Source organism: Echinicola sp. 20G (genome assembly GCF_015533855.1).
Taxonomy (GTDB): domain Bacteria; phylum Bacteroidota; class Bacteroidia; order Cytophagales; family Cyclobacteriaceae; genus Echinicola.
Window position 1 is genome coordinate 2,316,569 of record NZ_AP024154.1, and the last position, 23,836, is coordinate 2,340,404.

Annotated in this window: 17 protein-coding genes and 1 tRNA gene; 13 read left to right on the top strand and 5 right to left on the bottom strand. The window is 40.7% G+C overall.

Annotation, left to right across the window (positions count from 1 at the left end; all coding sequences use genetic code 11):
• Window positions 1-3: 3 nt before the first annotated feature.
• Genes JL001_RS09960 through JL001_RS09970 form a run of 3 tightly spaced genes read right to left on the bottom strand, consistent with a single transcriptional unit; the run spans window position 4 to window position 6,867 of the window.
• Window positions 4-960 carry a Smr/MutS family protein gene (locus JL001_RS09960; RefSeq protein WP_200975940.1) on the bottom strand — a complete coding sequence of 319 codons (957 nt, stop codon included), beginning with the start codon at window positions 958-960 and terminating at the stop codon, window positions 4-6.
• A complete protein-coding gene (locus tag JL001_RS09965; protein ID WP_200975941.1) occupies window positions 957-2,255 on the bottom strand; it encodes a deoxyribodipyrimidine photo-lyase in 1,299 nt (432 codons plus the stop codon). Before JL001_RS09965 ends, JL001_RS09960 begins: the two co-directional genes overlap by 4 nt.
• 37 nt (window positions 2,256-2,292) lie before the next feature.
• Window positions 2,293-6,867, bottom strand: a complete 4,575-nt coding sequence (locus JL001_RS09970; protein ID WP_236252768.1) for a translocation/assembly module TamB domain-containing protein — start codon at window positions 6,865-6,867, stop codon at window positions 2,293-2,295.
• A gap of 57 nt (window positions 6,868-6,924) precedes the next feature.
• Between JL001_RS09970 and tsaD the strand changes: the two genes are divergently transcribed.
• The 9 genes from tsaD (at window position 6,925) to rpsA (ending at window position 15,922) form a co-directional block, all read left to right on the top strand.
• Window positions 6,925-7,938, top strand: coding sequence for a tRNA (adenosine(37)-N6)-threonylcarbamoyltransferase complex transferase subunit TsaD (tsaD, locus tag JL001_RS09975; protein WP_200975943.1), 1,014 nt, complete (start codon window positions 6,925-6,927; stop codon window positions 7,936-7,938).
• Window positions 7,939-7,948: 10 nt separating this feature from the next.
• Window positions 7,949-8,413, top strand: coding sequence for an SsrA-binding protein SmpB (smpB, locus tag JL001_RS09980; RefSeq protein WP_192008457.1), 465 nt, complete (start codon window positions 7,949-7,951; stop codon window positions 8,411-8,413).
• Window positions 8,379-9,191, top strand: coding sequence for an NlpC/P60 family protein (locus tag JL001_RS09985; protein WP_200975944.1), 813 nt, complete (start codon window positions 8,379-8,381; stop codon window positions 9,189-9,191). Before smpB ends, JL001_RS09985 begins: the two co-directional genes overlap by 35 nt.
• A 1-nt stretch (window position 9,192) precedes the next feature.
• Window positions 9,193-9,708 (top strand): HNH endonuclease, encoded by a 516-nt coding sequence (locus JL001_RS09990; protein ID WP_200975945.1) that lies wholly within the window; start codon window positions 9,193-9,195, stop codon window positions 9,706-9,708.
• Between the two features lie 96 nt (window positions 9,709-9,804).
• Window positions 9,805-11,121, top strand: a complete 1,317-nt coding sequence (locus tag JL001_RS09995) for a gluconate:H+ symporter (protein WP_200975946.1) — start codon at window positions 9,805-9,807, stop codon at window positions 11,119-11,121.
• A gap of 53 nt (window positions 11,122-11,174) precedes the next feature.
• Window positions 11,175-11,636 carry a RidA family protein gene (locus tag JL001_RS10000; protein WP_200975947.1) on the top strand — a complete coding sequence of 154 codons (462 nt, stop codon included), beginning with the start codon at window positions 11,175-11,177 and terminating at the stop codon, window positions 11,634-11,636.
• A gap of 2 nt (window positions 11,637-11,638) precedes the next feature.
• Window positions 11,639-12,757: a D-TA family PLP-dependent enzyme gene (locus tag JL001_RS10005; RefSeq protein ID WP_200975948.1), complete on the top strand. Its 1,119-nt coding sequence runs from the start codon at window positions 11,639-11,641 to the stop codon at window positions 12,755-12,757.
• A gap of 69 nt (window positions 12,758-12,826) precedes the next feature.
• On the top strand, window positions 12,827-13,897 hold the full coding sequence (locus JL001_RS10010) for a dipeptidase (RefSeq protein WP_200975949.1): 1,071 nt from the start codon (window positions 12,827-12,829) through the stop codon (window positions 13,895-13,897).
• A gap of 252 nt (window positions 13,898-14,149) precedes the next feature.
• The gene (gene rpsA, locus JL001_RS10015; protein WP_200975950.1) at window positions 14,150-15,922 is read left to right on the top strand and encodes a 30S ribosomal protein S1; all 1,773 of its coding nucleotides are present in this window, start codon (window positions 14,150-14,152) and stop codon (window positions 15,920-15,922) included.
• A 109-nt stretch (window positions 15,923-16,031) separates the two neighbouring features.
• Here rpsA and JL001_RS10020 read toward each other — a convergent pair whose 3' ends face one another.
• On the bottom strand, window positions 16,032-16,904 hold the full coding sequence (locus JL001_RS10020) for a DUF72 domain-containing protein (protein WP_200975951.1): 873 nt from the start codon (window positions 16,902-16,904) through the stop codon (window positions 16,032-16,034).
• A 185-nt stretch (window positions 16,905-17,089) separates the two neighbouring features.
• Window positions 17,090-17,160: transfer RNA gene (locus JL001_RS10025), tRNA-Cys, on the bottom strand.
• Window positions 17,161-17,530: 370 nt separating this feature from the next.
• On the opposite strand from JL001_RS10025, the gene JL001_RS10030 reads away from it, so the two are divergent.
• The 4 genes from JL001_RS10030 to JL001_RS10045 are packed head-to-tail and all read left to right on the top strand — an operon-like array spanning window position 17,531 to window position 23,835.
• Window positions 17,531-18,793 carry a c-type cytochrome gene (locus tag JL001_RS10030; protein ID WP_200975952.1) on the top strand — a complete coding sequence of 421 codons (1,263 nt, stop codon included), beginning with the start codon at window positions 17,531-17,533 and terminating at the stop codon, window positions 18,791-18,793.
• Between the two features lie 39 nt (window positions 18,794-18,832).
• The gene (locus JL001_RS10035) at window positions 18,833-21,922 is read left to right on the top strand and encodes a TAT-variant-translocated molybdopterin oxidoreductase (protein WP_200975953.1); all 3,090 of its coding nucleotides are present in this window, start codon (window positions 18,833-18,835) and stop codon (window positions 21,920-21,922) included.
• Between the two features lie 18 nt (window positions 21,923-21,940).
• Window positions 21,941-23,305 carry an NrfD/PsrC family molybdoenzyme membrane anchor subunit gene (gene nrfD, locus JL001_RS10040; RefSeq protein WP_192008428.1) on the top strand — a complete coding sequence of 455 codons (1,365 nt, stop codon included), beginning with the start codon at window positions 21,941-21,943 and terminating at the stop codon, window positions 23,303-23,305.
• On the top strand, window positions 23,305-23,835 hold the full coding sequence (locus JL001_RS10045) for a DUF3341 domain-containing protein (protein ID WP_200975954.1): 531 nt from the start codon (window positions 23,305-23,307) through the stop codon (window positions 23,833-23,835). The genes nrfD and JL001_RS10045 overlap by 1 nt, the downstream gene beginning before the upstream one ends.
• Window position 23,836: the final 1 nt, after the last annotated feature.

The window sequence follows — 23,836 nt, forward strand, 5'->3', positions numbered from 1 at the left end:
TTTCTAGTTTATACGTACAAGAGTAGCACCATATCCAAACCGGCTCTTTTGGGTATCCTGAAAATACTTAATATTTTCCAATTGGCTCAGGTATTTATGGATTTCTTTTCTCAATACTCCATTGCCCAGTCCATGGATAAAAGTGATTTCATCCATGCCTGAGGCGATCGCATAATTAAGGTTTTTTTCAAAGGTCTCTAGCTGAAGTTTGAGCATTTCTGTGTTGCTCATCAACTCATGCTCTTGGGTTAACTTTTCAATGTGCAGATCAATTTGTTTTTCTGGTCTTTTGAATTGCTTTGAGGTGACTTCTTCTGCTTTCCCCTTGTTAAGCTCCTTGTTCAACTGTTGGATGTCCAGCGTTTTTACTTGCTGGTCAATCGCAAATAAGTAGCCTTTTTTTCCTGTTACAGGTGCGGTGCTTTGACTTTTGAAAAATGAGGAAGCTTTGAATTTCACCTTTTTTTCAAATGGGGGAAGCGTTTTTTCTGCTTGATGGTTTATGGGGATAAACTGGAGGAAAAGGGTGGGCCACTTTTCAAACTGAGGAATGGATTTTTCATCCATTTTTTTTGAAGTTTTGGCAGCAATGGTTCCTGAAGCCAACGTTTTGGAGTTGTCTCCAAAAACTTCCGAAGCGACAAATACATAATCCTTTTCACTGTTGTTGATCAGGTGAAGGCTGAGGTCTTTGTCGTTTATGGGGACATAGCTAAGGTATAAACCAGCATCCATTTGAGGGCTCTTAACAGCCTTTAATGGAGCTTCTTTATCTGGTGAGATTTTTTCTCCTCCGAAATATTGTTTTTCAGTTTCATGAATGACCACCACCTCGTTTTTCATGGCTGGAATCCGGAAACCATCTTCGATTTCTATTTCAATCCTACCGCTTCCGGAAATTTTGGTGATGGTACCTTCTTCGTTTCCGTGCAACAAGCGCACTTTGTCTCCTATATTCATTTTTCTAATGCAGATTTGTAAGTTTTCAATGCTCGCTCACGAGCCATTTTATGGTCTACTATTGGATCAGGATATTGGTCACTACCATATTCTTTGACCCACTTTTTAATATATTTTAAGTCTTTGTCAAACTTTTTGACTTGGGATGATGGGTTGAAAATCCTGAAGTAGGGTTGGGCATCCGTTCCAGTTCCAGCAGCCCATTGCCAGTTGCCATTGTTGGAGGCCAATTCGTAATCCAGTAATTTCTTCGCAAAATACGCTTCTCCCCAACGCCAGTCAATTAAAAGATGCTTGGTTAAGAAACTTGCCACAATCATTCTGACCCGATTATGCATATGACCGGTTTGGTTGAGCTCCCTCATGCCGGCATCAACAATTGGATAACCTGTTTGGCCTTCACACCATTTAGAGAATTCCTCTTCATTGTTTCTCCACGGAATTTGGTCATATTTTGATTTAAAGGATTCGTCTATTACCTGAGGATTGTGATAAAGAATCATCATGAAAAACTCCCTCCAGATCAATTCACTAAGGAAAACCTCGTTTAATTTTTTGACCTCGAGGGCTAACTGCCTTACACTGACGGTGCCAAAGCGGAGGTGAATACCAAGTCTTGAAGTATGATCAAGTGCTGGGATATCCCGGTTTTGGTCATAAGTTTTTATCAGCTCCTTGTCAATTTCCAAAGCAGGAAGCTGGATATCTGTCGCTTCAAAACCTAGCTCATTCAGTTCTGGAAGGTTTTGATGATCGGTTTGATAAAGCTTTTTGTAATTGATCTGATGAAGAGAAGGAGGATTTGCATTGAATTTTTGTAGCCATGTATTTTTATAAGGGGTATAAACTTTGTAAAAACTTCCGCTTTCATTCAAGATTTCATCTTTCTCAAAGATCACCTGGTCCTTAAAATCAAAGAAGTCTATTTTTTGATCTTTTAGAAGCTTTTCAACGGCCTTGTCTCGAGAAATAGCATAAGGTTCATAATCCCTGTTGGTGTAAACGTTTTGGACGTTATATTGCTCTATAAGGGTTTTAAAAACCTCAACAGGTTTTCCGACCCTGGTTAAAATAGTAGAGCCTTTCTCTTGGAGTGATTGGTTGACTTTCTTAAGTTCTTGGAGAATAAATTCTACCCTGGCGTCTTTTTTATCTTCCAGCTCATTTAAAATTTGGGAATCAAAAATAAAAACCGGAAGGACATTTTCTTCATTTTGACAGGCATAATAGAGTGCTGTATTGTCTTCAAGCCTCAGGTCTCTTCTCATCCAATAGAGTGTGATTTTTTCCTTCATATTTCAATTCTGTTTTACATTAGAATCAAAAAGGACCTCAATTGTTTGGAGAAGCAAGTTCATTTTCTTCTTTTGGCTTGGTATCAATGATATTGATCTTTATTGAATCAGCAGGACTGATAGGGTCTGGCACTGCAGGTGTAGAATTGTTTTGGTAATCGTATCGCAAAAAATCATCTGTGTCATTAATCAGTAATTTTTCTTTCTTACTTCTTCCAATATTTTGGAACAATTCCTTAAAGGAGCTAAAAAGCAAAGTCTGGGATACAGAAACACCGTAGGTATTTACCCTGTCCGTAATATTTAACGTGGAAGTGAAGGAGTTGAAATTGTTTCTATTGTAAATTCTAATTCGGTATCTGCCATCGTCCGTGATGAGGTATTCAGCTTGCCAATCTCCCGCAATACTGCTGAAGTCCGCATTGCCTTGTGGATCTGTGAAGCTGCCGTCACGGGTTACCCTCAATCTTCCATCCAAGAATGTGTAAGCCACCCTGAGCTGAAAAGTTTCTAAAGCGGTATTGTCCAAAGACGCAAGATCAATATTGATTTCGAGGTTTTGGTCAACTTGTGATATCAGGGCATTTAACTGGGAAGAAACCAATTGGCTCAGGTTGGAGAAGCCAATTCCAGCGCTGTTAAATTGACCTTCCGGAGAGAATCTTCTTAGCATGATCAAAGAGAAAACCTGCCTGTTTTTTTCTTGCTCGTCATTGGCAATTCGGTTTTTGAAAGCGGAAATAGTGGTTTGGCTTTCACCGTCGGGAAACTCTGAAAAGTCAAAATCAAAGTTGATATCAGGAGAAAGAAGCGGGCCGTCCAAGTCCATAATTACTTTAACAGGATACCTTCTGTACAGTTGGGAATTATCAAATTCTGAATTGGAAGTTTGCGTGTTTTGCAAACTGGTCAGGGAAACATTCTCTTCATAGGTAGCTTTGATGTTCATTACGCCACCGTAAGGGTCGCCGTACCATGAGATCCTTCCGCCCGGTAAGATTTCAAATTGACGGTTGATGATATTGTAAAGGGAGAAATTATATTTGGCATCCACGATTTCATAATCACCGGTCATGCTGAAATTGCCTTGTGTATCAATATTGAGGTTCAAAATTCCTCTTCCCCTCCCTTGGATATTTTCGCCTGTTCTTGGATCAATTTGGATTTCAGTGTAAGCATCTGGCGTGACATCCAATACAAAGTTCATTCGGACATTATCTATTTCCAGTTTTTCTACTATTTCTTCGATTTGGATTTCCCTGGTGGTATCTCTTACATTGATAATGTTGATGAACTCTTCTTGGGCTTGCCCCTCAGATTCTCCTATTGGGATATAGATTTTGGTATTAGGTCTTGTGGTGGCGTTTGCAGTAATGTCGAGGTTGCTGGCTGCTCCAAAGATTTCCAGTTTTCCACTGGCATAGGCAGTGCCGTAAAAGAGATCATTGTCACGGGAAGAGGTGTTAAGTACTTGGAAATTATTCAAGTCAGATGAGATATCTAATACAAAGTTTTTAAAGCCATCATGGGCAATACCACCATTCATTCTAGCTGTATTTCCTTGGATATCAGTAATATTTAGGCCTTTGAAACTAATTTCATTCGGAGTGAAATTGATGTTTCCATCAACGGTATAGTAGGTGTTTAGGTAATTGACCTTGACCCCACCACCTGTCAGTTTTCCTATGCCTCTTACGTTGGGTTGGTTTAGGGTGCCTGTCATCTCGATGTTTCCAGAAACAGTTCCTCCAAATTCAGTTAAATAATCAGAAAGGAAAGGTTCCAAAATGTCCAGTTTGGTATTTTCGAAATTACCTTCTAGGGCTAACTGATCATCATTTGTATTGAGAAACCCAGTAATTTCAACGGTTTTCTGTTCATCCCTATAATTGGTGAGGTTCAGGTTGACTTTTTCGTCTTCAAAATAGGTGGCAGCTTCCAAGTTTCCAATGAGGAAATTGTTGATACGCAAGCTGTCCAGCGTGATGCTGCCATAAGAGCCAGCTCTTTCTGAAAAACTGTTGAAAGCAAATATGCCATTGGCGGTGCCTTGGTACTGCTTGGTGTCAAAAGTGTTGAGGAAATCCAAGTTGACATCATTGATCTCAAAACTGAGGATTTCTTCAGGGTTTTCATTGATTCGCCCATTTAAAGCCAGAAACTGCCCATCATTGGAGAGCTTCAAATTATCAAAATCTATTTGCCCTTCTGAGATGACAATTGAATTATCTTCATCAAACTCCCAGTAGTTTTCCAGTATTTTAATATCTGATGGAGCGAAAACTATTGATGTTTGAGAGGGAGACAATTGAATCTCACTTTGGATCTGTGCATAACTTTCAGTCTTAAGCTGGTCTATCCCTAGGTTGAAATCAATCGAAGATTCATCCCAAATGGCTTCCATGCTGAGGTTATTGAAGACCACATCTTGCGTAAGCTGTTGCTCCTTGGAGTTGATGTAAAAAGCAGCCAATACTTCCCTTGAATTTCTGATTTTGAAAGTGTTAAAATCTAAGTCATTTTCGAGAAATATTTTGCTGTCATATTGAATAGTGTCTATCCCTGAATAGAAGTTGAAAATAGTGTTCTCTGCAGTTTGGTAAAATGCTCCTTCTACAGAGGTGTTTTTGGAAATGTAAAGGGATGGTGCAAATAGTTGTACAATTGGATTGATATCATTTAGACTCATGTTAATGTCCAAGTTGTATTCATTGAGCCCTTCCAATTTGTCTGTTTTTTTTTCGATATCCGTGTTGGTTATTATGGCCAGGTAGTCATCAAGCAAGTATTGAATGTCCCTGTAAACTTCTTTGGCCTGAAACTTTCCTGAGATACTTGCCACTAGCAAATCAGAATTAAGGGAAATCATCCTCGTTTCTTCAGCAAAAACTGATTGAAAGAAGAAATTGTCAATAGAAAGGTTTCTTCCCTGATGGCTAATCAAAAGGTCTCTAAAGCGAGCGATTCCTTCTACTTCATCCACATCTGTACCCTTGGTGTCCAACTCCACTCCGCCACTTACAAAGAATTCTTTTTCAGTTATATTAAGATTTTGCAGAAATGCAGTGTCGAGTTTGGCCGAAAGTCTTGCGGAATCTTTTCCATTTCTAAGGTCTAAAATACCATCAAGACTCATTTTTAAATTGGGGTCTTTAATGGTCAGCCTTCCTTTAAAAAGGTCTTTGCCATAGGTGGCATTGGTGGTTATTCCTGTGTAATTGTACTGATTGATGCCTACTTTGCTTACTTTTGCGTCCAACTCCAATAAGGCAGTTTCCAATGTGGTGCCTGTTCCTCGAAGGTTTCCTTTGAGTGAGATTCTTTGGAAGGTCTCACGGTCTTCCATGATTCGGCCTAAATCCAGGTTGTTGACCGTTAATTGACCATAATACCTCGGACTATTGTCATCAATCAGGTAATTTAGTTTTCCAGCTACCGTGCCTATTTGCGTTCTGAATTCTCCCTTGGCTTGGAACCTTGTCAGGTAGCCGTTGAAATCAGTGTCGAAGTGAATGTCCCGGAATTTACTGATTTCTTTGCGAGACTTTTCATCCAAGTAAGGAGCTAAATCCGCACTTGTGACACTGGAATTGACCAAGGAAAGTTGGAAGAAGGTACTGTCTATTTTGGGAAGGCCATCAATTTTGAATTGGCCAAATAATGCACTCCTTTCACCAAATCTAATCAAAAGCTCTTCAGAGTACAGGTCGCTGACTTTTCCATTGATGGCTCCGCTGAGGTAAATGCGGTCGTCAAAATCAGGGATTTTATCTGTGAAATATTTAAGATCTTTAATGTCCAGTACAGATTCATCCAATACCGCAGAAATAGTCACTTGGTTGTTGAAATCGCTGAGTGACTTTACGTTTTCATAACTGAATTTCAAATAGTTTTTGACGATGGTTTCATTGGATTTGAAAAACAAATCCTTGAATTCCATGGCTTGAGCGGAATAGGAAAAGTTGGCCAGTAGCTGTTGGAATTCCATGCCAGAAGTCGCTTCCAAACCTCTTAGGTACCTGATATCAAAGGAGATTTCCCCGTCCTTGGAAAGAAAATCCCTTGCTCCGCCTATCAAGTTTCTGAAACGGAGTCTTGTATAATCAAAGCCATCAACTATAGGCGTTTTTCGTAGGTCAAAAATATCCAATGACGTTCCTTCGAATGACATCCGATCTATGGAGAATTGACTGGTGCTAGTTGTTTTTTGTTTCTTGCGCTTGCCTAAAAAGCCATTGATTTGGTTGATGAACAAGGAAATATTGGGTAGGTCTTCATCGGGGTGAGTCAGAAAACGGAGTTGCCCTCCCTTGAGTTGGATTTCATCCAAGCCGGGTTCATTACTGTTCAAAAGCCCTCTGAGTGAAAAGTCAATATATACATCCTGAAGATCTGCCATTAGGCTGTCTTTTGGATCGTGTACAGTCAGCCCCTTCAGGTTGATGGCATCCCACCATCGTATGTTGACTTTTTGAATTTTTGTTTCAAATCCAGTGTTCTTGCTCAACTGCTCTGCTAAAAACTGGGTGGCAGAGGTTTGAATCGAAGGAATTTGCAGGGCAATGGCTGCCAAGATGATAATTAGAAGGAGAAATACTGCTACGCGAAGCATTCCCCTCAAAGCTTTCTGCAAAAATTCCGTAACTTTCGATTTCTTTTCCAAAGGATTATGAAGAATATTAATATACTCGCAATTGAGTCCTCCTGTGATGAGACTTCCGCGTCTATTATATCTGACGGCAAAATACTTAATAATATTGTCGCCACGCAATCGGTTCATGAAAAATATGGGGGGGTGGTTCCTGAATTGGCATCCCGTGCGCATCAGCAACACCTGATTCCAGTGATCCATGAGGCAATAGAAAGTTCTGGCTTAAAAAAAGAAGACCTGTCTGCTGTGGGGTTTACAAGAGGGCCCGGCTTGATGGGATCCTTGATGGTAGGGGTTTCCTTTGCCAAGTCTTTTGCCTATTCGCTGGGGATACCTTTGATCGATGTGAATCATATGCAAGCGCATATTTTGGCTCATTTCATAGATGACCCCAAGCCAAGTTTTCCATTTATCTGTCTAACGGTAAGTGGAGGCCATACCCAGTTGGTCTTGGTGAAGGACTACTTGGAGATGTTAGTAATTGGGGAGACTTTGGATGATGCGGTAGGAGAGGCCTTTGATAAGACTGCTAAATTGTTGGGCTTACCTTATCCTGGAGGCCCGATGATCGATAAATATGCCAAAGAGGGAAATCCGGGTGCTTATAAGTTTCCATTGTCGGAAATGCCAGGTTTGAATTATTCTTTCAGTGGCATCAAAACGGCTGTCTTATATTTTTTAAGGGATCAGTTGAAAGTCAATTCATCGTTTATAGATGAAAATATAGTGGATATTTGTGCTTCCGTGCAGTATACTTTGATCAAGATGCTGATGCAAAAGCTGAAGCGGGCAGCAAGGGAATATAAAGTCAAAGACATTGCTATTGCCGGTGGCGTTTCTGCTAATTCAGGGTTAAGGAATGAGTTGGAAAATTTGGCAAAAGAATTGAGCTGGAAAGTTTATGTCCCAAAATTTGAGTATTGCACAGACAATGCTGCTATGATCGCCATGGCTGCTCACTACAAATACCTCAAAGGAGAGTTTTGTGGACTTGATGTCAGCCCAATGGCAAAAATGAAATTAGGAAAATAAGTAAATAGTAATGGCCAAGGAGAATAGGTTTAGTAAAACCATCAATATAAAAAATAGGAAAGCAAGTTTTGAATTTGAATTTCTGGATACCTATGTGGCAGGTTTGTCTCTAGTAGGAACTGAAATCAAGTCCATCAGGGAAGGGAAAGTTTCCTTGAAGGAAGCATATTGTTATTTTAGAAGGGGAGAGCTTTTTGTCAAACAAATGCACATTTCTCCCTATTCCCAAGCCGCACACTTCAATCATGACGCGGTAAGGGAGCGAAAACTATTGCTTAATAAAAGAGAGCTTGATAAATTAGAAAGTAAATTAACAGAGAAAGGGCTTTCTATCATTCCGGTTCGTATATTTATCAATAACAAGGGTTTAGCTAAACTGGAAATTGCCCTGGGTAGAGGTAAAAAACTTCATGACAAACGTCAGGACATAAAGAAAAAAGATGCAAAAAGAGAACTTGACAAAATGGCCTATTGATGAGAAATATGGAATATGCAGGCTAAGTTTAATAAGTGTTTATCAAGAGCCTAGACCGGGTGCCGGCTTATTAACACAGATACTTTTTGGAGAGACCTATGAGGTGGAGGAAGTAACCCCAGATCGTAAATGGCTCAAAGTAAAGGTGGAGGCTGATGGTGTTCTGGGCTGGATGCCGGCAGCCCAACATGAGGCCATACCTGAGGAAGCTTTTAATTTTTATAAAGATGAGGATTTTCAAGTGGTGACTTCCCCTCTCTCATCAATCAAGTTCAAGGGAGACCTCCTTTATATTTTACCAGGTAGTAGTTTACATATAGGTTCCAGTGAATTGTTTGATATGGATGGAACCCTCGAGTTCAAAGGAAATTCTAGGCATTATAAGGACAAGGCCACTGGGGAAGAACTGGTGTCCCTTGCTCAGATGTTCATAAATGTGCCCTTTCTGTCTGGCGGAAGGGGCTTTTTTGGTATTGGGTCTGGAAGTTTTATCCAGCTTGTATACAAGATTGCAGGTTATAAGGCTCCAAAGTATATCTCCCAATTTGTGGAAGCGGGAAAGGAAATAGATTATCACGAAATCCAGCTGGGTGATGTGGTAATATTTGGAAATAACAAAGATATTCCGCATCATGCAGGAATATATATTGGTGACAATCAGGTGATTCATGTGAAAGGTAAGGTGAGAATGGATACAGTAAAGCTTGATGGAACCAAAATGGCAAAAAACAATTCTCCTTTATATCAGGTTTTGAAAATCAGGAGATTAATGAAATAAGATGGAAAAGAAGGTATTGGTGCTCAACTTAGATCATACGCCTGTGGCTGTGGTAACAGTACAGAAAGCGATGGTGCTCTCTATTCTGGAGAAAGTGAGCATTTTGGCAGATTACTCTTTTCTAAGTATTCGAACAGTGGATCAAGAATTTAAGTATCCTGCAGTAGTTAGGCTGGACGAATATAAAAATGTCCCTTACAGAGGTGTTTTGCTGAACCGGGGCAATTTATTCAAAAGGGATAATAATGAATGTCAATATTGTGGTTCGCAGAAGCATTTGACAATAGATCATGTGGTCCCTCGGTCCAAGGGAGGCAAAAGCAGTTGGACTAATTTGATTACCGCTTGCCACCGGTGTAATGTGCAGAAGGGGGACAAGACTCCTGAGGAAGTAGGCTTTTTGATGAAAAGAAGACCTTTTAAACCATCCCTATCCTATTTTTTATCAGAATATGCGGAGAAAAATGCAGAAGAATGGATGCCGTTTTTAGAAGTGAGGACTGTTCAGAGTGACTGAGAAATCTACATTGTTTTGATTGATTAATAATGATTTAACCCATTGTTTCAGGGATTAATTTTTATATTGGTTTTTTAACCAAAATCCAACCTACCTGTGACCATATTATTTGTGCTGCTTAGCATATTGCTCTTAGTTTTGCTTATTGTTTGGGCAAAGATCAATCCTTTTATTGCTTTTCTGATTACCTCCATTACTGCAGGTTTTTTGCTGGGTATCCCTGCTCAGGATATTGCGGCTTCTGTTCAAAAAGGTATGGGTAATCTTCTAGGTGATTTGATTATCATCATCACCATGGGAGCGATGTTGGGGAAACTGGTGGCAGAAAGTGGTGCTGCGCAAAGAATAGCAGATTTTTTGATGAGTATTTTTGGAAAGAAATATATCCATTGGGCCATGATGCTAACTGGCTTGGTGGTTGGAATCCCGTTGTTTTACAATGTGGGTTTTGTCTTATTAGTACCCTTGGTTTTTACTGTGGCCTACCAGTATAGACTTCCAGCGGTTTTTGTTGGGATGCCATTGTTAGCAGCTTTGTCCGTGACCCACGGTTTTTTGCCACCTCATCCATCACCTGCGGCCTTGGTGGCGCAGTTTGATGCCAACATGGGGCTTACCTTATTATATGGGATCATTATAGCTGTGCCTACCATTTTGGTTGCGGGGCCTTTATTTTCCCAAATGTTGAAAAAGATTCCTTCCAGTCCCTTGGAGACATTTCGAGCCAGCTCAAAGCCAGAAGAAGAATTGCCAGGGACATTTAATAGTTTCTTTTCAGCCCTTTTACCAGTTGTTTTGTTGATTAGTACTACGGTTTTGGCACTTCAGGTTCCAGAGGAACATTCATTCTATCCTTATATTTTGTTTGTTTCCGACCCGGGAATGGTTATGTTGATCTCCTTACTCGTAGCTACTTTTACATTGGGGCTGAAAATGGAAGTGGGAATGAAGGAACTCATGGATATCTATGTGGTGGCAGTCAAGGATGTTTCAATGATCATTTTGATCATTGCGGGTGCTGGAGCCTTGAAACAAGTATTGATGGATAGTGGAGTGAGTCAAGTGATAGCAGATGGATTAGAAGGTTGGGAGGTGCATCCATTGGTATTGGCTTGGACCATTACAGCGGTGATCAGGGTTTGTGTAGGTTCAGCAACAGTTGCTGGATTGACCACAGCTGGGATCATAGGGCCATTGATTCACGATGCTGGTGCTGACCCAAATTTGGTGGTGCTGGCTATTGGTGCAGGAAGCTTGATGTTTTCTCATTTTAATGATGCTGGCTTTTGGATGTATAAGGAATTTTTCAATGTAAGTATAAAGGATACCATCAAGTCTTGGTCAGTAATGGAAACCATAGTGGCCGTAGTAGGGCTTTTTGGGGTAATGATCTTGGATTGGATTTTGTTTTGAGATTGAAGTAAATTGTAAACACTTTAGAAAAGGTATCAATAAAAAAGACCAATATGTCAGCGGAAGAGAACTTTAATAAGCTAGAACTTAATTTACCACCTGCTCCCAAGCCTTTGGGAGTTTATAAGCCTTGCTTGATTGACGGTAAATATTTGTATTTATCGGGACACGGAACGGTGAAGGATGATGGAACCCTGATCATGGGGAGAATTGGACAGGAAATGGATATGGAGCAAGGTAAGCTAGCCGCTAGGCAAGTAGGCTTGGCCATGCTTTCCACAATTCGGGCCAACCTTGGAAGCCTTAACAAGGTAAAAAGAGTGATCAAGGTGTTGGGTATGGTAAACTGTGTACCTGAATTTGAAAAACACCCTTATGTCATCAATGGCTGCAGCGAACTTTTTGCGGCTGTCTGGGGGGAAGAAAATGGGATTGGGGTTAGAAGCGCTGTAGGCTTTGGCTCTCTTCCCGATAATATTCCAGTAGAAGTTGAAGCTGTTTTTGAACTACATTAATTATGCCTGAAGACTTAGAAGACTGGTATGTTGTAAGAGATGTAGAGAAGATAGATTCACCTGCTTTGATCGTTTACCCCAAAAGGGTGAGGAATAATATCAAAAAGCTTAAATCGATGGTCAAGAGCCTCGATCAGCTCCAACCTCATGTCAAGACATTCAAATGTAGGGAAGTGGTGGACATGTTGATGGAGGAAGGGATACTCCAGTTTAAATGTGCCACCATAGCCGAGGCAGAGATGTTGGCGATCGCAGGAGCCAAGGAAGTGCTGATTGCCTACCCAATGGTTGGTCCTAAGGTGAACAGAATGATCAAGCTGATGTTGGCCTATCAAGATACCCAATTTTCATGTCTGGTAGATTGCCCAGAACAGGCACTGCACCTTTCGAACCATACCCATCAGGCTGATGTATATCTCCGCGTTTATGTGGATATAAATGTAGGAACGGATAGAACCGGAATCGGTCCAAATGAAGGTGCCATGGAGCTTTATGATTTTTGTAAAGAAACCAGCCACTTGATCACGATGGGATTGCATATTTACGATGGACATATTAGGCAACTGGATATCAATGAGCGAGCGAGATGTTGTGACGAAGCTTTCGAACCTGTTAATAAAATGATGGACCAGATCGTGAAAAAGTATGGTCAGGATATAAAAGTAATAGCAGGAGGAACCCCTACATTTCCCATTCATCAAAAGCGAAAAGGGGTAATTTGTAGCCCGGGGACATTTGTCTATTGGGATAAAGGGTATCATGATGCCTTGCCTGAGCAGCAATTTGATTTTGGTGCTGTTTTGCTCTGCAGGGTAGTTTCTAAGCCGGCACCTCATCTGGCCTGTTTGGACTTGGGTTATAAATCAATTGCTTCTGAAGGCTCCTTGGAAAACAGGGCTTGGTTTTTAGGGTATCCAAAATGGAAAATTGTTGGTCATCATGAGGAACATATGGTGGTGGATGTGGGCAGGGATTCTTTAGAAGTGGGCCAAGAAATCTATGCTGTTCCAAATCATATTTGCCCAACTGTTGCGATGTATGATAAGGTGCTTACTGTTGAAAGTCATGTGGTAAATGGTAAATGGTTGACTTTGGCTAGAAAAAGGAAAATTAACATTTAATGTATGCCATTTTAGCGCTCATTATTGATATAGGCTTTTATCAACAAAACTCTAACAAGAAATATAAATATGTTCACCATAGATGCCCATTTGGATTTAAGCATGAATGCTTTGGAGTGGAACAGGGATCTAACACAGCCTGTAGCGACTATCAATGCTCGTGAGCAAGGTCAAAACGATAAGCCAGACAGAGGGAAAGCTACTGTTTCTTTGCCTTCATTGCGGGAAGGGGATGTTGGGCTGGTAGTGGCGACGCAAATAGCGAGGTATGTTGCTCCCGATAATCCTTTGCCCGGTTGGCATTCGCCTGCGCAAGCATGGGCCCAGACCCAAGGACAATTGGCTTGGTATAAGGCCATGGAGGACGCTGGGGAAATGGTTCAAATAAGGGATTTGGATGGGTTGGAGAAGCATTTGAGTTTATGGAAATGTGATTTGCCCAATGAAGATAAGCCGATTGGTTATATCTTATCCTTGGAAGGGGCAGATTCGATTGTTGATCTGAGCTATCTTGAAAAAGCCTACGATTATGGTTTGAGAGCGCTTGGACCAGCCCATTATGGTCCCGGAAGGTATGCGCAGGGAACTGATGCGACAGGTTTTATGGGTAAGAAGGGGCAAGAACTTCTAAAAGAGATGGAGCGTCTGAATATTGTTTTGGATGCGACACACCTTTGTGATGATAGTTTTTGGGAAGCAATGGAGCACTTTAATGGCCATGTGTGGGCCAGTCACAATAACTGTAGAGCTTTGGTGGATCATAACAGGCAGTTTAGTGATGAGCAGATCAAAGCGCTCATAGAAAGAGGAGCCGTTATTGGTGGGGCCTTGGATGCTTGGATGATGGTTTCAGGTTGGGTGAGAGGGAAGTCCACACCTTTGGAAACAGGCTGTAACCTAGAGATCCTGTTAGATCATCTGGATCATATCTGTCAGCTGGCAGGAAATGCAGATCACATTGGCATTGGAACGGATTTAGATGGTGCTTTTGGAAAGGAACAATGCCCTTATGATCTGGAGACAATTTCAGATTTACAAAAAATCCCAAAATTATTGGGGAAAAGAGGTTATTCAAATATAGATATTGAGAAAGTCATGTACGGAAATTGGCTCAGATTTTTGAGAAAGGCATGGTCCTGATGTAACAGACCTTTTTCTAGAGTGATATGGGTTGATAACTTATTGAAATACAGTGGTTATTTTTGATGGTGATGTGCTATTGTCCTCTAATTTTTTCAATCCAAATTATTTGATGTTGCAAAAAATCAGTACCTTTGCAGTCCGTTCGGGTGGACGGTTTTTGTTTTGCCATTTGGTGAAATGAAAAATTCACAACTAAAAACCTCAGCCTGAAGACTCTAGGGCTGTTGAAAGTCAGAGTCGTTTACTAATATGTCTAATAACGAAGATTTTAACTGGGACAAGTTCGAAACCAAAGGTTTTGGTGAAGGCTACACTTCTGCCGAGAGAGCAGAGATGGAAAAACTTTATGACCAAACCTTGACTGAAATCAGTGAGAAGGAAGTAATCAAAGGTACTGTAGTAGGTGTCAATGATAAGGATGTGATCATCAACATCGGTTTCAAATCTGATGGTTTGGTGCCAAGAACTGAATTCCGTGACCTTCCTGATCTTAAGATCGGTGACGAAGTAGAACTTTTCATTGAAGAGCAAGAAAATGCATTGGGTCAATTGGTTCTTTCTAGAAAGAAAGCCAAAATGGTACGTGCATGGCAAGACATCGAAGATGCACTTGAGTTTGACAATGTGATCGAAGGTCTTGTGAAAAGAAGAACCAAAGGTGGTTTGATCGTAGATATCTACGGTGTAGAAGCCTTCTTGCCAGGTTCTCAAATTGACGTGAAGCCTATCAGAGACTTTGATGTTTATGTAGGTAAGAAAATGGAAGTAAAAGTGGTTAAGATCAACCACGCTAATGATAACGTTGTTGTTTCTCACAAAGTATTGATCGAGAAAGATCTAGAGAAGCAAAAAGCAGAAATCCTAAACAACCTAGAGAAAGGTCAGGTATTGGAAGGTGTGATCAAGAACATGACCAACTTCGGTGTATTCATCGACTTGGGTGGTGTAGATGGTCTACTTCACATTACAGATATCTCTTGGGGCAGAATCAACCATCCAGAAGAAGTGCTTAACCTTGACGATAAAGTTCAGGTGGTGGTACTTGACTTCGATGATGACAAGAAACGTATCTCTTTGGGTATGAAGCAGCTTACTGCTCATCCTTGGGATTCTCTTTCTGCTGAATTGGAAGTTGGTTCTAAAGTGAAAGGTAAAATCGTTAATGTTGCTGACTATGGTGCATTCCTTGAGTTGGCTCCAGGCGTTGAAGGTTTGATCCACGTATCTGAGATGTCTTGGTCTCAGCACTTGAGAAACCCTGCCGATTTTGTTAAAGTAGGAGACGAAATCGAAGCAGTAGTACTTACTTTGGACAAAGAAGACAGAAAAATGTCTCTTGGTATCAAGCAATTGACTGAAGATCCATGGACTAAGCAAGACATGGTGACTAAGTATGCTGTAAGCACTAAGCACAAAGGCGTGGTAAGAAACTTGACTAATTTCGGATTGTTCCTTGAGCTTGAAGAAGGTATCGACGGTCTTGTACACGTTTCTGATCTTTCTTGGACTAAGAAAATCAAGCACCCATCTGAGTACGTTAAGGTAGGGGATGAATTAGAAGTAATCGTTCTTGAGCTTGATGTTGACAACAGAAGATTGGCCCTAGGTCATAAGCAATTGGAAGAAAACCCATGGGATACTTTTGAAGGTATCTTCCCTGTAGGTTCTGTTCACAAGTGTACTGTTGTTTCTAAAAATGACAAAGGTGCGGTTCTAGAACTTCCTTACGGATTGGAAGGATTCGCTACTATCAAAAACCTAGAGAAAGAAGACGGTTCTCAAGTAGAAGTTGGAGAAGCTCTTGACTTCAGAGTAACTGAATTCTCTAAAGATGATAAGCGTATCGTTCTTTCTCACACTGCTACTTTCAAAGAAGAAGCTATCCCTGCTGCTAAGCCAGCTAAGAAAGCTGCTCCTAAGAAGAAAGCTGCTGGTGCTGAGCCTCAAGAGAAGTCTACTCTTGGAGACCTAGATGCTCTTTCTGCATTGAAAGAGAAAATGGAAGGTGGAGACAAAAAATAAGCATAAGCTTATTCCGCTATAAAAGTAAAAGCATCCGCCGCGGCGGATGCTTTTTTTGTTTTTGTGGGGGATAGATTTTTTATATGACTTTAAGTCGTGATCTAAATCGCTATTGGTCCTCGTTGGGGATCTTTAAATCCAGATTAAATTGCTTGTTCAGTTTTTTGATGAGGTAAGCAGAAAGTAGGGGTGACTCCTTCTCAATATTTTGATGTACAAAGAAGTAGAGTTTTTGCAGACCCATCTCTCTCCAGCTGATGATTCTTTCCATCCAATCATCCAATCGGCTGTAATCGCTCTCAGCATTGGCTCCAACATAACGAATAAAGGCAGTGTCATTAGTAAGCCTCATATGGAGCATGTCCCTTCTGCCTGCTGTATCAACAACGATATTTGCCCGATTGTTGTCAACCAATAGATTACAATAGTTGTTCAAAACCTCTTCATTAGCAAACCACTCAGCATTTCTTAATTCCAAGGCAAGTGGGATTTCTGGTGGGAATTCATTGACAAACTTCTCTACCCTGTCAAAATCTTTTGGTTTGAAATTATCGTGCATTTGAAGAAAAGCCATGCCCAGCTTGTCTTCAAAATTGGCAATAGCATCTGCGAAGGCCATTACAGGTTCCTGTACATTGATCAGACGTTTGAAGTGGCTGACAGAATTAGGTATTTTAGGAAAGAATTTAAACCCTTTAGGTGTTTTGTCCGCCCAAGTTTTCACTTGTTCTATGCTGGGAGAGCTGTAGAATGTAGCATTGAGCTCAATGGAGTTGAATTGTGTAGAGTAATAGGTCAGCTCATCTTTGGTGCCTCTTGGGTAGAATCCCTTTAGGTCAGACCTGTTCCATTTGGCACATCCCACATATACTTCAAAGGGTTTGTCGGATTTATATTTATTGAGGATTTTTTTTGTTTCCGGATGGTCTTCCGGTAAGGTAAAATCTATGGATGAAGGATCTTCAACACTTCCGAATTTCATGGTTTGGTCTTTTAAGTTTTATGGACCTTTAATTTAAGAAAAATATGGAAAGAATAAATGTTCTTTTAGGTCAAAGGTTGCCCAATATATCACTTGGATGAAATGCGTGTTTGTGCTAGAACGGTAAGGTGAATTGAGCTAAAAAATTGAAAAAGCATCCGCCATAGTGGATGCTTTTTTGAGTGAGGTCGAGAGCGGATTCGAACCGCTGTACAAGGTTTTGCAGACCTCTGCCTAGCCACTCGGCCACTCGACCATCTGAATTGAGATGCAAATGTATAGATATTCTGGTTTTATGCAAAATTGTTGAATTAAAATTTTAGTAATTTTTATCACGTCTTATTAAAAGATTTTAATCAGTTGGGCTCCGACATTGCAAATTGGTTGCCGATGTACAGTTCAAATAGAACTAATTGCTCAAAACTAGTTATTTATAAAGGTTCTAAATAGAAATCTAAAAATAAGTTAAGGCTTTAAGAGGCTGTTTTTCAGTATTATAGGTGCTTTTTGAGCTTTGAGGTAATTTGGCTGAAGCATATTATACGGGTTTGAAAAATAGAAGTTGGGTAGTACATTTGTGGGGAGTTTTAAAAACCGTGAAATAAACTGATTAAAGAGTTATAAATATGTCAATCAAACGCTCATTATTAAGTGTTCCGTTCAGATTTTGCAACATGGCGTTGATTTTTTTCCTTTTGATAGGAATAAATGCTTTTGCTGCTGACCCTGAAGTATCTGATAGTGATGAAGCCGTCAAGGCCGGTGAGTCACTCTTCAATGCTAATTGTAAAACCTGTCACAAGCTAGATCAAAAGTTTACTGGCCCTGCATTAAGAGGTGTAAGTGATCGTAGAGATATAGCCTGGATCCAGGCATTCGTTAAAAACTCACAAAAAGTGATCCAAGCTGGAGATCCTACAGCTACTGCTCTTTTTGCAGAATTTAACAACACGGTGATGCCTGCCCACCCATTCTTAAGTGATGAAGACGTCATGAGCCTGTTGTCTTACATTGAGTTTGGAGGTAAGGAAGAAGCTGCGGTCGCTACTGCCGAAGGAGGTGCTGGTGCTGCAGCAACAACTGGAGGTGTTCCAAGTGAATACTTAACCATTATTTTAGCGGTTTTAGTGGTTGTGTTGTTGTTGATCCTAATTGTTTTAGGACTGATTGTTTCCGTGTTGACCAAATACTTGAACAAGCAGCCACTTGAGGAAGATGACAAAGAGTTTATCAATCAAAAGACAGATCTTAAGAAAGTATTCAGAAGTGACGCTTTCATAATCATTATCACAGCGATAGTTATATCTCTTGTAGCTAAAACAGCAATTGATGGCTTGTTCTCAGTAGGTGTTCAACAAGGTTACCAACCAACACAGCCTATTGCTTTCTCTCACAAGCTTCACGCTGGTGATAAAGAGATTCCTTGTCAGTACTGTCACACCGGAGTTGAGATCGGAAGGTCTGCCAATATTCCTTCTCCTAACATCTGTATGAACTGCCATATGCACATTCAGAATGTGGAGGGTAAAGAAGGTGTGTCCACTGAGATTCAGAAAATATACGATGCAATAGATAATGATCAGCCGATAGAGTGGGTAAGGGTTCACAACCTACCTGATTTGGCATATTTCAATCACTCACAACACGTGAAGGTGGGTCAGATTGAGTGTCAAACTTGTCACGGTCCTATAGAGGAGATGGAAGTAGTAGGCCAGCACAGTGCCTTGACTATGGGATGGTGTATTGACTGTCACAGAAAGACAGACATCCAAACTGCTGGTAACGAGTACTACGATAAGTTGGTACAGTTGCACGCGGAGTCTAAATCAAAAGATGCCCTTAAAGTGAAGGACATCGGAGGCCTAGAATGTGCTAAGTGCCACTATTAATTGAAAAATCTTTAAGAACATTCTTTTCTTTAATATAAAATGAAAGAAAATAAAAAGACATACTGGAAGGGATTAGAACAGTTGACAAACGATCCGGAATTTGTAAAAAATGCTGATCGCGAATTTCCTGAGTACCTTCCTATTAGCGGACAAGAAGAAGGAGGATCTTCTAGAAGAGACTTCCTAAAACTAATGGGTTTCAGTCTTGCAGCAGCTTCATTGGCAGCTTGTGAGGCACCAGTTAGAAAAGCTATTCCTTATGTGAACAAGCCAGCGGATGTAAACCCTTCCGTGCCAAATTACTATGCATCTTCCTTCTTTGGAGGTGGTGAGTATGCATCTGTTGTGGTTAAAACCAGAGAAGGTAGACCGATAAAAGTAGACGGTAACAAACTGTCTCCGGTTACCAAGGGAGGTACAAGCTCAATTGTTGAAGCTTCCGTACTTTCTTTATATGATAAAGAACGATTGACAGGCCCATATAAGAATGGTGAAAAATCAGATTGGGCTACTGTAGATAAAGAAGTTGTTTCGAAACTTAGAGCTGCAGGAAATGTGAAAGTGGTAACCAACACGATCATGTCTCCTTCCACTGAGAAAGCTTTAAATGCTCTGACCGAAGCTATAGGTGGTGCGGAAGTGGTCACTTATGACCCAACTTCTACTTATGGTATCATAAAAGCAAATGAAACTTATTACGGAGCAGGTGTTCTTCCAAATTATAGCTTTGACAAAGCTAATGTAATTGTAAGCTTTGGAGCTGACTTCCTTGGAACTTGGATTGCTCCAATTGAGTATTCCAAGCAGTATGCTCAAGGAAGAAAAATCACCAAGGAAAACCCGAGCATGTCTCGTCATTTCCAGTTTGAGTCCAACCTTTCTTTGACAGGTGCTAATGCTGATTATAGGACTCCAATAAAAGCTTCCCAAAGTGGACTAGCCGTATTGGTACTATATAACTTGATCGCCAAAAAAGCTGGAGCAGCTACTTTAAGAGCAGCGGGTGTTGAAGTAGCTCATTTGGAGAAGGCTGCTAATGAACTTTGGGCAAACAAAGGAAAATCATTGGTAGTCTCTGGGTCTAACGATCCAAATGTACAAGTTGTTGTTAATGCAATTAACGAATTGCTAGGAAACAACAACGCTACAATAAGCTATGTAAAAGCTGTAAACTTTAAGCAAGGTAATGATGCACAAATGTCTAAGTTTGTTGCAGATCTATCTGCTGGCAGAGTAGGTGGGGTATTGTTCTATAACTGTAATCCAGTATATGACCATCCGCAAGGTGAAGCTTTAGGACAGGCTATTGCAAAAGCTAAAGTTTCTGTTGCGACCAATGGCACTTTGGATGAAACAGCTTCTCTAGTGGGATATGTTGCTCCTGATCATCATTACTTGGAATCTTGGAATGATTTTAACCCTAAAGCAGGAGAGTACAGTTTATCTCAGCCAGCTATTTCTCCACTTTTTGATACTAGACAAGCTCAAGAGTCTTTCTTGACTTGGGCTGGGGTTTCTACAAACTATTACGATTTCCTTCAGGATAGTTGGAAAGAGCTTTACGCTAATCAATCAGAAGTTAGCACCTTTCAGGAATTCTGGGATAGGTCACTATATAATGGATGTTATTCAGTAGAACTGAACACTGAAGAAGCTGAACTGGTTGCTGTTGGAGATATCAACGCTGCTGCAGTTGCCATTGGTAAAACTTATTCTGCTTCTAATTCCGGTGCTGAATTGATCATGTACCAAAAAGTAGGTATTGGTGATGGTACTTTCGCCAATAACCCTTGGTTGCAGGAGATGTCTGATCCAATTTCGAAAGCTACTTGGGACAATTATCTGACTGTTTCTCAAAAATGGGCCAATGAAAACGGCCTGAAGATGTTTGAAGGAGAAACTAAGAAGGCCAAAATTACTGTAAATGGTAAATCGCTTATTGTTCCAGTATTGGTACAACCAGGTCAAGCTGAAGGAACTATCGGTTTAGCGATAGGATATGGTAGAACCAAAGCAGGTAGAGTAGCCAACGGTGTAGGTGTAAATGCCTATCAGCTATTGGACAACTCTAAGGGCTTTGTCAACTTTGACATCACTTCAGGAGTTACCATTGAATTAACTGCTGACTCTTATAAAATAGCACAAACTCAGACTCACCAGACATACATGAATCGCGACAATGTGATTCAGGAATCTGTTTTATCAGAGTATAAAAAAGATCCTTCTGCAGGTCGAGTTCATCCGGAAATTTACAAGGATGGTGAGTTTGTAAAACCTTCCAAAATCTCACTTTGGAATGGTCATAAGTATAGCCAACACCACTGGGGCTTAGCAATTGACATGAACTCTTGTGTTGGTTGCGGAGCTTGTACCGTTGCCTGTCAAGTTGAAAACAACGTGGCTGTAGTAGGCAAGCAAGAAGTCTTGAACAGAAGGGAAATGGCTTGGATCAGAATTGATCGTTACTACAGTTCAGATGCTGAAGCGAGCGATTTGGATGGTTTGGAAAATGCTTCTGATAACCCAGAGGTGACTTTCCAACCAATGATGTGTCAGCACTGTAACAATGCTCCTTGTGAGACAGTTTGTCCAGTAGCGGCTACAACGCACAGTTCTGAAGGACTTAACCAAATGACTTACAACAGATGTATCGGTACTCGTTATTGTGCCAACAACTGTCCTTATAAAGTAAGAAGATTTAACTGGTTCAAATACCATGACAATAAAGATTTCGCTAAAGTCAATGTGGCTCAAAACGATGATCTTGGTAAAATGGTACTTAATCCTGATGTGACCGTAAGGGCCAGAGGGGTTATGGAGAAATGTAGTTTGTGTGTTCAACGTATCCAAGCTGGTAAGTTGGCTGCTAAGCGTGAGAATAGAAAAATCAAGGATGGAGAAGTAAATGTGGCCTGTGCTGTAGCTTGTTCCACTGATGCATTGGTATTCGGTGATATGAATGATCCAAATAGCCAAGTTTCACAATTGTTGAAGATCAAGGAGAATACAACTTCAGCAGTGAAAGAGGTGAATGAGGAAAGAGCTTACCACGTATTGGAGGAAATCAACGTGAGCCCAAATGTGTGGTACTTCACCAAGATTAGAAATAAGGACAAAAAAGAAGCGTAAATAATAATTTTATAAGATATGCAGGTTACTTCATCCGTACGCGAGCCGTTAGTTACGGGCGGTAAAACTTACAAAGACGTTACCCATGACGTTGCCAGACAGGTAGAAGGCAAGCCAACAATTGGCTGGCTTTTGGGTTTGGCCGTATCAATAGGCGTTTTGTTATTGGGATTCATTGCGGTGGCTGCCACTGTTTGGGAAGGTATCGGTATGTGGGGATTGAACAAAACTGTCGGTTGGGCATGGGATATCACCAACTTCGTATGGTGGGTAGGTATCGGTCACGCGGGTACTTTGATTTCCGCGGTACTTTTACTTTTCAGACAAAAATGGAGAACATCTATTAACCGTGCAGCAGAGGCGATGACGATCTTCGCCGTAATCTGTGCAGCGATGTTCCCAGTACTACACATGGGTAGACCTTGGCTAGGAGCTTACTGGGCATTGCCTCTTCCTAACGTCTTTGGTTCTCTTTGGGTTAACTTTAACTCTCCATTGCTTTGGGACGTATTTGCGATCTCTACTTATTTCTCGGTTTCATTGGTATTCTGGTACATTGGTTTGATTCCGGATTTTGCTACCATCAGAGATAGAGCAACTGGAATTAGAAAGACCATATATGGAGCATTGAGTTTTGGTTGGGATGGTGCTGCAAAAACTTGGATGAGATATGAATCAGTATCCTTGATCTTGGCAGGTTTGGCTACGCCTCTTGTACTTTCTGTACACACTATTGTATCCTTTGACTTTGCGACTTCAGTTATCCCAGGATGGCATACCACGATCTTCCCTCCTTACTTTGTGGCGGGTGCGATCTTCTCTGGTTTTGCCATGGTATTGACCTTGATGATCATCACAAGGAAAGTGTTTAAACTGGAAGATTATATTACAATGGTACACATTGAGTTGATGAACATTGTAATTATCATTACAGGGTCGATTGTAGGTATCGCTTATATTACGGAATTCTTTATCGCTTGGTATTCTGGAGTAGCTGCTGAACAATATGCCTTTATCAACCGTGCTTTTGGGCCATATTGGTGGGCTTACTGGTCAATGATGACTTGTAACGTAATTTCACCTCAACTTTTCTGGTTCAAGAAAATTAGAACCTCCATTGTCTTTACTTTTGCACTTTCATTGGTGGTAAACATCGGTATGTGGTTCGAACGATTTGTAATTATTGTAACCTCACTTCACAGGGACTTCTTGCCATCTTCATGGGCCATGTTCTACCCAACTTGGGCAGATGTTGGAGTTTACCTGTTCACCTTTGGTTTATTCTTTACCTTGTTCTTGTTATTTGCCAAGTTCTTCCCGGTAATCAACATGGCTGAGGTGAAATCAGTATTAAAGTCTTCATCTGAAAAAGTAAATAAATAATGGAAAGAGATACGAATTTTATCCTCGGTATTTATGATGATGAGGATGTGTTAAAAGACGCAGTAACCAAGGTGAGGCAGAGTGGCGTGAAGATTCACGAAGTATATACTCCTTATCCTGTTCACGGTCTTGAAGATGTGTTGGGATATAGAAGAAGTAGGTTGCCAATCGCTGCATTTTTGTTCGGGATGCTAGGTACTTGCCTTGCCTTGACCATGCAGTTGTTGATGATGGCTGTTGACTGGCCAATGATCATTGGTGGTAAAGATCACGCTCCGATTCCTGACTTTATCCCTGTAACCTTCGAATTGACCGTACTTTTGGCTTCATTCGGAATGGTGGGTGTTTTCATGATCAGCAGTAATCTTAAGCCTTGGGGACAACCAAGAATTTTTGACCTAAGAAGTACAGATGACAAGCATGTGATGGCGATTGATATTGCGAACAATGCCAGTATCGAAGAAGCTAAAATAAAAGAAGTGTTACAGTCTTCAGGAGCTTCAGAAGTGAATAATAAAAGTTTTGAATAGG

What these genes read in the sequence shown, in the direction of transcription:
- JL001_RS09960 (WP_200975940.1), bottom strand. Translation starts at nt 960, where the DNA reads ATGAATATAGGAGACAAAGTGCGCTTGTTGCACGGAAACGAAGAAGGT.
- JL001_RS09965 (WP_200975941.1), bottom strand. Translation starts at nt 2,255, where the DNA reads ATGAAGGAAAAAATCACACTCTATTGGATGAGAAGAGACCTGAGGCTT.
- JL001_RS09970 (WP_236252768.1), bottom strand. Translation starts at nt 6,867, where the DNA reads ATGCTTCGCGTAGCAGTATTTCTCCTTCTAATTATCATCTTGGCAGCC.
- tsaD (WP_200975943.1), top strand. Translation starts at nt 6,925, where the DNA reads ATGAAGAATATTAATATACTCGCAATTGAGTCCTCCTGTGATGAGACT.
- smpB (WP_192008457.1), top strand. Translation starts at nt 7,949, where the DNA reads ATGGCCAAGGAGAATAGGTTTAGTAAAACCATCAATATAAAAAATAGG.
- JL001_RS09985 (WP_200975944.1), top strand. Translation starts at nt 8,379, where the DNA reads ATGCAAAAAGAGAACTTGACAAAATGGCCTATTGATGAGAAATATGGA.
- JL001_RS09990 (WP_200975945.1), top strand. Translation starts at nt 9,193, where the DNA reads ATGGAAAAGAAGGTATTGGTGCTCAACTTAGATCATACGCCTGTGGCT.
- JL001_RS10000 (WP_200975947.1), top strand. Translation starts at nt 11,175, where the DNA reads ATGTCAGCGGAAGAGAACTTTAATAAGCTAGAACTTAATTTACCACCT.
- JL001_RS10005 (WP_200975948.1), top strand. Translation starts at nt 11,639, where the DNA reads ATGCCTGAAGACTTAGAAGACTGGTATGTTGTAAGAGATGTAGAGAAG.
- JL001_RS10010 (WP_200975949.1), top strand. Translation starts at nt 12,827, where the DNA reads ATGTTCACCATAGATGCCCATTTGGATTTAAGCATGAATGCTTTGGAG.
- rpsA (WP_200975950.1), top strand. Translation starts at nt 14,150, where the DNA reads ATGTCTAATAACGAAGATTTTAACTGGGACAAGTTCGAAACCAAAGGT.
- JL001_RS10020 (WP_200975951.1), bottom strand. Translation starts at nt 16,904, where the DNA reads ATGAAATTCGGAAGTGTTGAAGATCCTTCATCCATAGATTTTACCTTA.
- JL001_RS10030 (WP_200975952.1), top strand. Translation starts at nt 17,531, where the DNA reads ATGTCAATCAAACGCTCATTATTAAGTGTTCCGTTCAGATTTTGCAAC.
- JL001_RS10035 (WP_200975953.1), top strand. Translation starts at nt 18,833, where the DNA reads ATGAAAGAAAATAAAAAGACATACTGGAAGGGATTAGAACAGTTGACA.
- nrfD (WP_192008428.1), top strand. Translation starts at nt 21,941, where the DNA reads ATGCAGGTTACTTCATCCGTACGCGAGCCGTTAGTTACGGGCGGTAAA.
- JL001_RS10045 (WP_200975954.1), top strand. Translation starts at nt 23,305, where the DNA reads ATGGAAAGAGATACGAATTTTATCCTCGGTATTTATGATGATGAGGAT.